At 65.2% G+C, this 13,374-nt stretch carries 11 protein-coding genes; 5 read left to right on the top strand and 6 right to left on the bottom strand.

All coding sequences use genetic code 11. The annotated features are described in order from the left end of the window. Positions 1-25: 25 nt before the first annotated feature. Positions 26-931, bottom strand: coding sequence for a dihydropteroate synthase (folP, locus tag VGN46_RS09575; RefSeq protein WP_331643105.1), 906 nt, complete (start codon positions 929-931; stop codon positions 26-28). Positions 932-934: 3 nt separating this feature from the next. Beyond that, complete coding sequence (gene orn, locus VGN46_RS09570) at positions 935-1,501, bottom strand: oligoribonuclease (RefSeq protein ID WP_331643103.1); 567 nt, start codon at positions 1,499-1,501, stop codon at positions 935-937. A 62-nt stretch (positions 1,502-1,563) separates the two neighbouring features. On the opposite strand from orn, the gene sbcB reads away from it, so the two are divergent. Further along, the gene (gene sbcB / locus VGN46_RS09565; RefSeq protein ID WP_331643101.1) at positions 1,564-2,988 is read left to right on the top strand and encodes an exodeoxyribonuclease I; all 1,425 of its coding nucleotides are present in this window, start codon (positions 1,564-1,566) and stop codon (positions 2,986-2,988) included. Between the two features lie 7 nt (positions 2,989-2,995). Then, positions 2,996-3,685, top strand: coding sequence for a DUF2461 domain-containing protein (locus VGN46_RS09560; protein ID WP_331643098.1), 690 nt, complete (start codon positions 2,996-2,998; stop codon positions 3,683-3,685). A gap of 95 nt (positions 3,686-3,780) precedes the next feature. Here VGN46_RS09560 and VGN46_RS09555 read toward each other — a convergent pair whose 3' ends face one another. The 3 genes from VGN46_RS09555 to ligA are packed head-to-tail and all read right to left on the bottom strand — an operon-like array spanning position 3,781 to position 7,513. Beyond that, positions 3,781-4,164, bottom strand: a complete 384-nt coding sequence (locus VGN46_RS09555; RefSeq protein WP_331643096.1) for a VOC family protein — start codon at positions 4,162-4,164, stop codon at positions 3,781-3,783. 8 nt (positions 4,165-4,172) lie between these two features. Continuing rightward, a complete protein-coding gene (epmA, locus tag VGN46_RS09550; protein ID WP_331643094.1) occupies positions 4,173-5,126 on the bottom strand; it encodes an EF-P lysine aminoacylase EpmA in 954 nt (317 codons plus the stop codon). Continuing rightward, complete coding sequence (gene ligA, locus VGN46_RS09545; protein WP_331643092.1) at positions 5,123-7,513, bottom strand: NAD-dependent DNA ligase LigA; 2,391 nt, start codon at positions 7,511-7,513, stop codon at positions 5,123-5,125. Before ligA ends, epmA begins: the two co-directional genes overlap by 4 nt. A 101-nt stretch (positions 7,514-7,614) precedes the next feature. Between ligA and VGN46_RS09540 the strand changes: the two genes are divergently transcribed. The 3 genes from VGN46_RS09540 (at position 7,615) to VGN46_RS09530 (ending at position 11,806) form a co-directional block, all read left to right on the top strand. After that, positions 7,615-9,090, top strand: a complete 1,476-nt coding sequence (locus VGN46_RS09540; protein ID WP_331643090.1) for an MFS transporter — start codon at positions 7,615-7,617, stop codon at positions 9,088-9,090. Between the two features lie 55 nt (positions 9,091-9,145). Beyond that, positions 9,146-10,312: a cation:proton antiporter gene (locus tag VGN46_RS09535; protein WP_331643088.1), complete on the top strand. Its 1,167-nt coding sequence runs from the start codon at positions 9,146-9,148 to the stop codon at positions 10,310-10,312. Between the two features lie 93 nt (positions 10,313-10,405). Then, complete coding sequence (locus tag VGN46_RS09530) at positions 10,406-11,806, top strand: serine hydrolase domain-containing protein (RefSeq protein ID WP_331643086.1); 1,401 nt, start codon at positions 10,406-10,408, stop codon at positions 11,804-11,806. 13 nt (positions 11,807-11,819) lie between these two features. On the opposite strand, the gene VGN46_RS09525 is transcribed toward VGN46_RS09530, so the two are convergent. After that, positions 11,820-13,259, bottom strand: a complete 1,440-nt coding sequence (locus VGN46_RS09525) for a deoxyribodipyrimidine photo-lyase (protein WP_331643084.1) — start codon at positions 13,257-13,259, stop codon at positions 11,820-11,822. Positions 13,260-13,374 lie beyond the last annotated feature (115 nt).

The raw sequence follows: 13,374 nt of genomic DNA, 5'->3' as shown, positions 1-13,374 counted from the left end.
GCGCTCCTACAAGGGCCCCGGGGCTTTATTCGTCGTCGGGCCAGCGGGGCATGGCGGGCTTGTCGATGCGGGGGGCGGTGTCGCCGGCTTTGACGGCGTCCCAGACCTTCAGGGCATCGACCGTGGGAGCCACGTCGTGGGCGCGGACGATCACCGCGCCGCGCTGGGCGGCGATAAGGGCGGCGGCCACGGAGCCGGCGGCGCGGGCGGCCGGGTCGGTGCGGCCCGTAAGCTGGCCGATCATGCTCTTGCGCGACAGGCCGATGAACACCCCGGCGCCGAGCTCGGCGAAACGCGCGGTGGCGCGCAGCAAGGCAAGGTTATGTTCCAGGTTCTTGCCGAATCCGAAGCCCGGGTCCACGAGGACACGTTTGCGATCAATACCGGACAGTTCGCAGGCGAACAACCGGTCGGTGAGGAACCGGTGCACTTCGCCGACCACGTCGTCGTAGCTTGGATCATCCTGCATGCCACGCGGCTCGCCCTGCATATGCATGAGGCAGACTGGCACGCGCAGTTCCGCCGCGGCGTCCAGCGCGCCTTCGCGGCGCAGGGCGAACACGTCGTTGATCAGGCCCGCACCTGCGCCCACGGCGGCGCGCATGACCTCGGGCTTCGACGTATCGATCGAGATCGGCAGTGTCGTCGCCGCGGCCAGGCGTTCGATCAGCGGGACGACCCGGCGAATTTCTTCCTCGGCCGATACATCGTCGGCACCCGGGCGGGTGGATTCGCCGCCGATGTCGAGCAGGTCGGCGCCCTCTTCCGCGAGCCGCATGGCATGCGCGTAGGCGGCTTCCAGCGTGGTGTGCTGGCCGCCATCGGAGAACGAATCCGGCGTCACGTTGATGATGCCCGCGACGCGCGGGCGATCCAGCACCAGCGCGCGGCCATTGCAGTCAAGCGTCGTGGCGAAGAGGTTGGCGACCATGGTTCAGCCCTGCTGTGTGCCGGCGATCTGGCCCATGAAGCGGCGGTAGTAGGCGAGTTCTTCGATGGAATCGCGGATATCGGACAGCGCGGTATGCGCCGAATCCTTCGAGAAGCCCTTCGCGATCTCCGGCGACCAGCGGCGCGACAGCTCCTTCAGCGTGGAGACGTCGAGGTTGCGGTAGTGGAAGTAGCGCTCCAGCGCCGGCATCTCGCGATGCAGGAAGCGACGATCCTGGCAGATCGAGTTGCCGCACATCGGCGACTTGCCCGCGGGCACCCACTTCTGCAGGAAGGCGATGGTGGCCTTCTCCGCTTCCTCCGGCGAGACGTCGGATTCCACGGCGCGCTGCCACAAGCCCGAGCGGCCATGCTGGTTGCGGTTCCAGGCATCCATCTGCTGCAGGCGGGCATCGCTGTGGCTGATGGCGAACACCGGTCCCTCGGCCAGCACCTTGAGATCCTTGTCCGTCACGACCGTGGCGATCTCCAGGATGGAATCGTTGTCCGTATCCAGCCCGGTCATCTCAAGGTCGATCCAGATGAGGTTGTCTTCGTGCGCTGGTGTCATGAGGGCTCCTTTGAGTGTTGGTCAGTCTACCTCGCCCTCCCCCCGCATGCGATCATGCCCGGATGGCCGAACCGACCTTCTTCTGGCACGACTACGAGACCTTTGGCGCCGACCCGCGGCGGGACCGTCCCAGCCAGTTCGCCGGCATCCGCACCGATGCCCACCTTGAGATCGTCGGCGAGCCGGTCATGGTGTACTGCAAGCCGCCGCGCGATATGCCGCCGCAGCCGGCCGCGTGCCTGATCACGGGTATCGCCCCGCAGCGGGCCGAGCGTGAAGGCCTCTCCGAGGCGGATTTTGCCGCCGTGGTGCATGAACAGCTGGCCATGCCGGGCACCTGCGGCGTCGGCTACAACTCGCTGCGCTTCGACGATGAGTTCACCCGCCACCTGCTCTATCGCAATTTCTACGAGCCGTACGCCCGTGAATACGAGAACGGCAATTCACGCTGGGACCTGATCGATCTGGTCCGCCTGTGCCAGGCGCTGCGGCCCGATGGGATCACCTGGCCTACGCGTGAAGACGGCACGCCGAGCTTCAAGCTCGAGCACCTGGCCGCCGCCAACCAGCTGAAGCAGGATCGCGCCCACGATGCACTCTCCGATGTGGAAGCGCTGATCGGCCTGGCCCGGCTCATCCGCACCCACCAGCCCAAGCTGTGGGAATGGTACTTCGGCCTGCGCCGCAAGCAGCGGGTGTTCGAGATGCTCGACGTGGCGGCGATGACACCGGTCGTGCACGTCTCGTCGCGCTACCCGGCCAGCCGGCAATGCCTGACCGTGGTCGTGCCGCTATCCGTTCACCCGTCGCGGGCCGGCGAAGTCATCGTCTACGACCTCAGCGTGGACCCGACCGACCTGCTCAGCCTGGAGCCCGGCGATATCGCCGACCGCGTATTCACCTCGCGGGCCGATCTTCCCGAAGGCGTGGAACGGATCGCGCTGCGGACCATCCGTGCGAACCACGCGCCGGCGCTGGCACCGCTTTCCGTGCTGAAGGGCGTGGACCATGCCCGGCTGGGCCTGGACATGGCCCTCGTCGACCGGCACCTGGCGATGCTGCGTGAGGCCCCGGGCCTGGCGGAGAAGTTGCGCCGGGTCTACGGTGCCGCCGCGGACATGCCGCCGGCTGGCGATCCGGAGCTCGCGCTGTATGGCGGCTTCCTGCCCGATGCCGATCGCCGCCTGCTTTCTGAAGTGCGCGCCACGCCGCCCGGGCAACTGGGCAGCGGCCGTTTCACCTTTCGCGATCCGCGTTATGCCGAGCTGCTGTTCCGCTACCGCGCCCGCAACTGGCCGGATACGCTGACCGTCGACGAACACGACCGCTGGGAAGCCTTCCGCGTGGATCGACTCACCCGCCAGGGCCCGCTGACCACACTGACCCTGGCTGACTACAGCACCGAACTGGCCACCCTGCGCCTGCTACCCGGCGCGCCCCTGCCCCTGCTCGATGAGCTGGAGGCGTGGGGCGAAACCCTGCTCTGAGTCCCTTATGCCGCATACCGCCTATTTCACGCCCGCCACCTTCAGGTTCTTCAAGGCGCTGGCCCGTAATAACAGCCGCGAATGGTTCCAGGCGCACAAGGAGGACTACGAGCGCCACGTGCGCGAGCCGTTCACCGCGCTGATCACCGACATGCAGGCGCCGCTGGCGAAGATCAGCCCGCATTTCCGGGCGGACCCGCGCAAGGTCGGCGGCTCGCTGTACCGCATCCACCGCGATACGCGCTTCGCCAACGACAAGCAGCCGTACAAGAACTGGCAGGGCTCACGCTTCTTCCACGAGCGCCGGCATGAGATCCAGGCGCCGGGTTTTTACCTGCACATCCAGCCGGGCGAATGCTTCGTCGGCGGTGGCATGTGGCATCCGGAATCGCCGGTGCTGAAGAAGCTGCGCGATTTCCTCGCCGATAACCCGGATTCGTGGAAGCGCGCGACGCATACCAAGGCGTTCCAGGAACGCTATGCATGGTGGGGCGAAAGCCTGACCCGGCCGCCGCGCGGGTTCGATGCGAACCACGAGCTGATTGAAGACCTGAAGCGGAAAAACTTCGCCGCCGGGCAGGATTTCGACGAGGCGATGGCGTGTTCGGCCGAATTGCTGCCGTTCGTGGTCGATAACTTCAAGCGCCTGGCCCCGATGGTCGATTACCTCTGCGCCGCCCAGGAACTCGAGTTCTAAAGCCCCGCCCTGTAGGAGCGCGCTTGCGCGCGATCGGTGCTTGCCACGACCTCGAATCGCGCGCAAGCGCGCTCCTACAAAATACCGGAGCGGTGTCAGGTTTCGTAGAGTTCGATGGGTTGGTCGTCGGGGTCGGCGAAGAAGGTGTAGCGCTTGCCGGTGTATTCGTCGATGCGGATCGGCTCGCAGGCCACGCCGTGGGATATCACGCGTGCTACCGCTTCATCGATGTCGGCGACCGCGAACGCGATGTGCCGTAACCCCTGCGCTTCCGGGCGTGACACCCGTGGTGGTGGTGCGGGAAATGAGAACAGCTCGATCTGCACACCCGGACTTACTTCCAGGTCGAGCTTCCACGAATCGCGCGCCTCGCGGTACACCTCGTGGATCACCTTCAGACCGAGCACCTCGGTGTAGAACGCCTTCGACCGCGGGTAATCCGAGCAGATGATCGCGACGTGGTGGATAGCCTTCAGCATGCTTCCCCTCATGCCTCGTCAAACGGAAAAGCAAGCACATCGGCGATACGATCGGTATCGGCCAGCACCATCAGCAAGCGCTCCACGCCCAGCGCCACGCCTGCGCAGTCGGGCAGGTTGCCGAGCACGGCCAGCAGGTTTTCATCCATCGGCACCTCATGCTGCCCACGTTCGCGGCGCACGGCGTTATCACGCTCGAACCGGGAACGTTGCTCCTGCGCGTCGTTGAGTTCGTGGTAGCCGTTGGCCACCTCGTACGGCCCGACATATACCTCGAAGCGCTCGGCGACCGGCGGCTCGACCTTGCGGATTCGCGCCAACGCACACTGCGAGGCCGGGAAATCCGAGACCACGGTGATCCGGTCACGGGTGAAGGTAGGCTGGATCCGGTGGGTCATCAGCAGGTCGAGCCAGTCATCACGCGTGAGACCTTCGCCGTTGATGTGCACATCGCCCATCGCCGCTTGCAACACCTCAATGGAATCACTCAGGGCATCCACGCCGACCGCATCATGGAACAGGCCGCGGTAGGTCGTCTCCACGATATCGAACGTACGCCCCGCCTGAAGCATCAGCTTCTCGAGCAGGTCGATCACTTCGCGGGCGAGGCGCGCATCATCCCAACCCACCCGGTACCACTCAAGCATGGTGAATTCCGGGTTGTGCCGGCCGCCGGCCTCGCCATCGCGGAAGACCCGGCCCAGTTCATAGCAATCGCCCAGGCCAGCAGCCAGCAGGCGTTTCAACGGGAACTCGGGCGAGGTTCGCATCCAGCGCTGTGCGGCACCTGCATCGACATGGCCGGTGAAGCGCGTGTGGAAACTCTGGATATTCGGATCCGTGTTGCCTGCCGCCGAGAGCATCGGTGTTTCCACCTCAAGTACGCCGCGCTCGGCAAAGAAATCGCGGATGCGCGCGTACGTGGCGGCGCGCAGACGCAGGTGCTTCAGATCCTGGCTCACGGCGCGACCCCGTGCTGTTCGAGCAGCGCGATGAGATCCGCTTCCGTATGCACCGGAACACCCAGCTCGTTGGCCTTGTCCAGCTTCGAGCCCGCGGCTTCGCCCGCGAACACGCCCGTCGTTTTCTTCGACACCGACCCAGCCACCTTCGCGCCCAGCGATTCGAGGCGCTCCGTCGCATCGTCGCGCTTCAGCGTTTCCATGGCGCCGGTGATGACATAGGTATGGCCTTCAAGCGGCAACGCTGCGGCGGCCTGCGCCGGCAGGGCTTCCAGCAGCGCACGCATCGCCCAGTCGCTGCGCGCCAGTTCGGCTGCCTGCTTCGGATCGGCGAGGTAGGCGGTGAGGTTCGATGCCGCAGCCTGCGGCACGCCAGCCACGATCCACTGGTGCTCGCTGGCCTTCACCAGCGCCTCCAGCGAGGCGTACTGCTTGCCGAGCAGTGCCGTGCTTTTCGGGCCGAGCTTCGGCACCTTGGCCGAATCGAGCAGGACGTCCAGGCCCAGGCGGTCGCGCAGCTTCGGCGATGGCGCACCTTCATCCGCGAAGGTGATGCCCGCGGCGAGCAGTGCATCGACGACCTTCTCGTTACCTGCCTGCTCGAAGAACGTGGCGATGGACGTGGCGACCTCATCGCCGATATCCGGCAGCACGCGCAACACCGGTGCGGGCGTGCGCCGGACTACCGCGAGCGAACCCAGCCACAGCGCCAGGGTCTTCGCGGTGCTCTCGCCGATATGCATGATGCCGAGGCCGAACAGAAAGCGCGGCAGCGTGGAGTGCTTGCTGGCCTCGATCGAGTCGACCAGGTTCTCGGCCCACTTGGTGGCGACCTTGCCCTGCTTCACCGTCTCGGGCGTCGAGCCATCACGCTCGTCCGCGCGGCGCTTCATGTCGATGAAGCTCTCCACGGTGAGGCCATACAGGTCGGCCGGCGTCTTCACCATGTCGAACTCGACCAGCGCATCGACGAAGCGATCGCCCAGGCCATCGATATCCATGGCACGACGTGACGCGAAGTGGATCAGCGCTTCCTTGCGTTGCGCGGCGCAGATCAGGCCGCCCGAGCAGCGATACGCCGCGGCGCCTTCTTCGCGAATGATTTCGGAGTTGCACACCGGGCAGTGCGACGGCATATGCCAGGGCACCGTGCCCTCCGGGCGGTGGTCTTCGACCACGCGGGCGACTTCCGGAATGACATCGCCCGCGCGGCGCACGATCACGCTATCGCCCACGCGGACATCGAGACGGGCAACCTGATCGGCATTGTGCAGGGTGGCGTTGGTCACGGTAACGCCGCCGACCGAGACCGGGGTCAAGCGCGCCACGGGCGTCGCGGCGCCGGTGCGGCCGATCTGGATCTCGATCGCCTCCACCGTCGTCATCTGCTCCTGCGCGGGGTATTTGTGCGCGATCGCCCAGCGTGGCGCGCGCGAGACAAAGCCCATTTCCTGCTGGCCTGCGTAGTCATCGAGCTTGTAGACGACGCCGTCGATGTCGTACGGCAGGCTGTCGCGTTTGCCACCGATCTTGCGGAAATAGGCGATCAGGCCGTCGAAGCCCGACGCGGTCGACACCTCGGGCGACACGGGAAAGCCCCAGGCGCGCAGCTGCTGCAGCGTGGCCGAATGCGTCTCCGGCAGCTCGCCGTCTTCGACGCGGCCCACGGCGTAAGCGAAAAAGGCCAACGGCCGCTTCGCGGTAATCGCCGGATCGAGCTGGCGCAGTGAGCCGGCGGCCCCGTTGCGCGGGTTGGCCAGCGGCTTCTCGCCACGGTGGCGCGCACGCTCATTGAAGGCTTCGAAGCCGGCGCGCGGCATGATCACTTCGCCACGCACTTCCAGCACGCGCGGCCAGCCTTCGCCGCGCAGGCGTAGCGGGATCGCCTTCACCGTGCGCAAGTTGGCCGTGACGTCTTCACCGACGGCGCCATCGCCGCGCGTCGCGCCCTGCACGAACACGCCGTTTTCGTAACGCAGGCTGATCGCTAGGCCGTCGAGCTTCGGCTCCACCGAGAATACCGGCTTGCTACGACCCAGGGTCTGCTCGATGCGGCGTTCGAAGTCGGCTACTTCGCGGTATTTCTCCCGGTCCGACTCGCCTTCGGTCTCGAAGGCATTGCCCAGCGAGAGCATCGGCACCGCGTGGGTGACCTCGGCGAAGCCGCCGTGGGCCCGCGCGCCGACGCGACGGGTGGGCGAGTCATCGGTGGCCAGGTCCGGGTACTGCGCTTCCAGCCCCTCGAGTTCGCGCACGAACGTGTCGTAATCGGCGTCGGCGAGGTCCGGATCGTCCAACACGTGGTACTTGTAGTTCGCATCCTCGATGCGCTGGCGAAGCTCGGCGGCACGCGCGGCGGCGTCGACGGGGGTGTTGGCGTGGGGCATGTGCAGGATCCGTGATGAAGGCGCGTGGCCAACGCGACCTTAAAGGTTCGGCCGAAGAGGCGTCAAAAGCAATATCTCCATTCCGTTATAATGGCTTGGCCATGCCTGCCGACGACGTCATCGAAAATCCCCACACCCCCGACGTCCACGCCCTACCCTCTGACAAACCCGCCCTGGCTCCGGCCGAGCCCTCCAGCAAGGCGCGCTACCGCGGCCTGATCTGGCTGGTGGCCGCCGGCTTCTTCATGCAGGCGCTGGATTCCACCATCGTGAACACGGCCGTGCCGTCGATCGCGAACGCGCTGGAGGTCACCCCGCTGAGCATGCGCACCGCGCTGACCAGCTATGTGCTGACCCTGGCGATTTTCATCCCCATGAGCCCGTGGCTTTGCGATCGCTTTGGTACACGCAAGGTCTATGCGGGTGCGATCCTGGTCTTCGCGCTGGGCTCGCTGTTGTGCGGTATTGCGCAATCGCTGCCGCAACTGGTCGCGGCGCGCGTGGTACAAGGCCTGGGCGGCGCGGCGTTGATGCCGGTAGGCCGGTATGTGCTGGTGCGCAGCATCGACCGCCGCGAATTCGTGAGCTCGATGAGCACGGTAGCCACCTTCGGCCTGCTCGGCTCGGTGTTCGGGCCGCTGCTCGGTGGCGCCATCGTCGAGTACACCCACTGGCGGCTGATCTTCCTGATCAACGTGCCGGTGAGCCTGGTCGGCCTGTGGCTGAATACGCGCGAGATGCCGGATTACCGGCTGGACCGCGCCAATCGCTTCGACATGCTCGGTTTCGTGCTGTTCGCGGGCACCTCGGCGCTATGCCTGCTCGTCGCGGAGACGGTCGGCGGCCACGGCCGGCCGCTGTGGATCGCGGCTTCGGGCGCCGGTGCCGTGCTGCTGGGGGCGTTGTATGTACGGCATAGCCGGCGCACGCCGTTCCCGGTGAGCGATCTCTCCCTGCTGAAGGTGCGCAGCGTGTGGGTCGCGCTGGCCGGCAACCTGTTTACCCGGCTCGGCGTGTCCGGCATGTACCTGCTGCTGGTGCTGTTCCTGCAGATCGGCTGCGGGTGGTCGCCGCTGGTGGCCGGCTTGATGATGGTGCCGCAGGCGCTGGGCTCGATCACGGTGAAGCCGTTCATCCACCGCCTGCTCGCTCAGTTCGGCTACCGCCGCCTGTTGCTCGGCAACACGATCCTGGTCAGCGCCGTGCTGTGCGCGTTCGCGCTGCTGGATACCGATACGCCGACCTGGATCATCGCCTTGTTCGTTTATGCGTACGGCATGGTGATGTCCGTGCAGTACACCTCGATGAATACGCTGGTGTATGTGGATGTAGACGTGAAGCAGGCTTCGATGGCCTCCTCCATGGCCTCGACCGCGCAATATCTGTCGATGAGCTTCGGTATCGCCCTCGCAACCCTGTTGATGGCCGGCTTCCTCGGCTCGTCCGACCGACACCCCTACGTGTGGGCCTTCCGCTGGTCGGTGATCGTGCTGGGCCTGATCACCCTGGCCGCGAGCTGGGTATTCAGCCGCCTGCGCGATACGCGTGAACCCAGGGTCGCCACGGCGGCCGGATAGCGGCTACCCTCGGGAAGCCGCGGCTACCGGCGGCGTTTGATCAGGACCGATCACCATGCACGACTCCGCAGGCATCCTGCTGACCCTTTTCATCATCTTTGTCGCCGCGCAGATCGGCGGCGAGATCGCGCAACGCCTTAAATTACCGGCTGTCGTGGGTGAAATCGCCGCCGGCTGCGTCATCGGCCCGAGCGCGCTCGGCTGGGTTGCGCTGCCTGATATCGCGGCCGGTACACCGCTCGATGTGCTCGCCGAAATCGGCGTCATCCTGCTCCTTTTCTCAGTCGGACTGGAAACACGACTCGACGACCTGAAGAAGGTCGGGGCGAGCGCCTTCCTCGTCGGCATCCTCGGGGTGTTTATCCCGTTCGGGCTCGGTGCGCTGTGGGCGCATGGGTCGGGTTTCGATTGGATCCGCTCGATGTTCGTGGCCGCGGCCTTCGTCGCGACCTCGGCCGGCATCACCGCGCGTGTGCTGCAGGAACTGGGCGTCCTGCAGCGGCAGGAGTCGCGGATCATCCTGGGCGCGGCGGTCATCGATGACATTCTCGCCATGCTCTTGCTCGGCGTCGTTTCGTCGTTGCAGGGCGGCGGCAACGTGGATGTCGGCAGCCTGGTCGGCACGTTGGTCGGCGCGGTCGGATTCGTCGCCGTGATCGGCTGGGGTGGTACCCGAGTCATGCGGCGTGGTTCAGGCTGGCTGGAGAAACCTTCCAACCCGATGTCCGTGCTGACCATCGTGCTGGCCCTGTGCCTGGGCCTGGCCTACCTCTCCATGCGCTTCCACCTGGCCGCGATCATCGGCGCCTTCCTGGCCGGCATGATCGCGTCGGAGACGAGCCAGCGGCACCAGCTCGAGGAACAGACCGCTCCCCTGCTCGCCTTCCTCACCCCGTTCTTCTTCGTCGTCACCGGCGCCAAGGTGAACCTCAGCGCGCTTGCTTCGTCGGAAGCCCTGCTCGCCCTGCTCGTGGTCACCGTGATCGCGATTTTCTCCAAGCTGGCCGGTGGTTTCCTGGGTGCGCTGAAGCTGGGCAAGCGTGGCGCCACGATCGTCGGCTTCGGCATGGTCCCGCGCGGTGAAGTCGGCGTGGTCATCGCCAGCCTGGGCCTTGCCGCGGGCGTGTTCGACGAGACGATCTATGCCGTGATCGTGGCGATGTCGTTGCTGACGGCGATGGTGACCCCGCCCATTCTTTCCGTGCTACTCAAGAAAACCTGATCGCGGATTCATGGCTTCCGGCACGGGTGTGTGGATCGAATAACACACCATCATGACCTCGCGGCACCGAGCCGCCCGTTCTGGAACCACGCCGTGCGCACGAGAACCACGATCTTCGGATACCTCCTTGGGCTTGCCGCATGCCTTCCGGTTTGCGCCGCCGCACAGCTCGCGCCGGACACGGTGCGAGCCATTGACGCCGTGGTTAACAAGGCACTTGAGGACACGTCCGTGCCGAGCGTGTCCCTGGCGATCGTGAAGGACGGCAAGATCGCTTATACCAAGGCCTATGGCATCGCGCGCCTCGATACCGGGACGCCAGCGACCACGGAGATGCGCTACAAGATCGGCTCGAATACAAAACAGTTCGTGGCCGCCGCGATGCTCCTGCTGGTGCAGGATGGCAAAGTATCGCTTGACGACAAGGTCGCGCGTTACCTTCCGGATCTTACTCGGGCTAACGACATCACGATAAGGCAGTTGCTTTCGCACACCGCCGGGTATGTCGATTACTACCCGCTCGACTACCTGGCGCCGTACATGGCGAAGCCGACCACGGTGAACGCCATTCTTTCGGACTGGGGGAAGCGCCCCCTCAGCTTTGAGCCCGGCACGCGCTGGGAATACAGCAATACCGGCTACGCGATTGCTGGCCGCATCATCGAAATCGCCAGTGGCATGTCACTCGACGATTTCATGCGAACGCGTATGACCGGCAAACTCGCCATGACGTCGGTCATCGATACCAGCACGACGGCCTGGGACTCGCGCGATCCGCAAGGGTACGAGGTCGCCGCGCTGGGCCCGCCGCGGCCCGCGCATCCTGAAGGGAAATACTGGATATGGGCGGCGGGAAACCTCGCCATGACGGCCAGCGACCTGGCCCGCTGGGACATCGGGCTGATGCATGATGGACTCCTTACCAGCGCGTCCCGGAAGGAGCTCTCCAGGGAGACCCTGCTATCGAATGGCACGGGCACCCATTACGGCCTGGGCTTGTTCGTGCGTACCACCGATGAAGGTCATTTGCGCTGGGACCATGGCGGTGAGGCATCGGGATTCCGCACCCAGAACACCCTTTTCCCGGATGATGACATCGCCATTGTTGTCCTCACCAATGGGACCGCGGGTACGAGTGACAAGCTCACCTCGGACATCGAAGCCCTTCTTTTCGCCCAGGCGGCCGACCCGGCGGCACCCGCTGCACTGAGCACGGTGCGAACCCTGTTCGCGCAGTTGCAGGAAGGCCGCCCGGATCGCAGCGTCATGACGGATGCGCTGAACACCTATTTCAGCGATCAGGTGGTGGCTGACTTTGCCTCGTCGCTCAAGTCGTTAGGCTCATCGGTGAACGTGACGCAGACGCGCACCGACCGGCGAGGCGGACTGTTCTATCGGTTCTTCAAGATCAAGGGTGCTGACAAGACCGTCGGTGCCGCCACTTATTTTACGCCTGACGGCAAGCTCGACCAGTTCATCGTTTACCCGAGGTGATGAAGGATCAGTCCTAAGTCTTCGACTTCTGATAAGCCGTCAGCGCATCTTCGCGGCTGCTTTTCAGATCGACGATGGGCTTTGGGTAGCCCGACGCCTTCAGGAAGGCCTCGTCTTCCCACGGCGCATGCACCAGCCGCCCTGGCGCATCGCGCAGTTCGGGCACCCAGCGGCGGATATAGGCGCCCTGCGGGTCGAATTTCTCCGACTGAGTGACCGGATTAAAGATCCGGAAGTACGGTGCGGCATCCGCGCCACTGCCGGCCACCCACTGCCAGCCCATGGCGTTATTGGCGAGGTCGGCGTCGACCAGGGTGTCCCAGAACCATTTTTCGCCGAGCAACCAGTGCTGGCGGAGGTTCTTGGTGAGCAGGCTGGCGACCAGCATGCGCACGCGGTTGTGCATCCAGCCGGTCGCCCAGAGCTCGCGCATCCCGGCATCGACGATGGGGATGCCGGTCTTGCCCTGCTTCCAGCGTTTCAGGGCGTGGGCGTCGCGCTTTTCCCAGCGGAACGTGTCGAACTTCGTGTTGAAGTTTTTCTTCGGCGTGTGCGGGAAGTGCCAAAGCAGATGGTGGCCGAATTCGCGCCAACCGAGCTGGCGTAGATAAGGCTCCAGGTCGGGAGCGTTCTTCTTCCGTGCGAAGTGGCCACGCAGCCGCTCGGCCACCTGGCGCGGCGATATCTCGCCGAAGTGCAGGTGCGGGGAAAGGCGCGAGGTGCCATGCCGCGCCGGGAGGTCGCGGCCTTCGCTGTAATGGCCCACGGCGTCGTCGGCGAACAGGCTGAGCATCTCTTGTGCGCCCTCTTCGCCGGGCGTCCATTCGTGGAAACCCTTCGCCCAATCGAGTTCGGGAAGCAGGCCGAGGCCGTCGATCGTGTCGGCCTTCTTTAGGGCGTCCAGGTGCAACGGGGTCGGCTCATCAAGCGCCGCCTGAGCATCGATGCGGGTACGCAGGTTGCGCCAGAACGGGGTAAATACCCGGTACGGCTCGTCCTGCTGGGTAGCGATCTCCCAAGGGTCGCACCACAGGTTCGCGTTGAAGGACGCAACATCGATCCCGTCCGCCTCCAGCCCCTTGCGAACCCCAGCGTCCCGCTTCCGTATAGCCGGGTCGTAAAGCAGGTTGAAGTAGATCGCCGTTGCCCCGGTCTCCTTGATGACCTGCCGCAAAACCTCCAGGCTGCCACCCTTCGACGCCGCTGTAGGAGCGCGCTTGCGCGCGACCACCACCTGCAACCCACCCTTATGCCTGCCAAGTCCCCTATCCAACGCCTCCAGCGAATGGTGCAACCACCACCGGCTAGCCGCCCCTGGCGCCCACTCCCCCTCCTCATCCGGAGCGTGTATATAAAGCGGAATCACCCGCCCGTGCGCCTCGGCCGCAGCGACAAGGGCGGGATTATCTGCAAGACGTAGGTCGCGCCGGAACCAGACGATAGCGGTAGTCATCCACCTAGTATCGCCATTACGTAGTGAAAAGCGGATGCCGATCTACATCTGTTCAGATTGATTGTTTAAGACTGTGCGCACGCGCGGTCACCCCACCTGCCCGGCCACGCGACAA

This window comes from Luteibacter sp., from assembly GCF_036500425.1.
Lineage (GTDB): Bacteria > Pseudomonadota > Gammaproteobacteria > Xanthomonadales > Rhodanobacteraceae > Luteibacter.
Note: the sequence above shows the minus strand (reverse complement) of the source record. Positions and strands in the feature narration are given on the sequence as shown.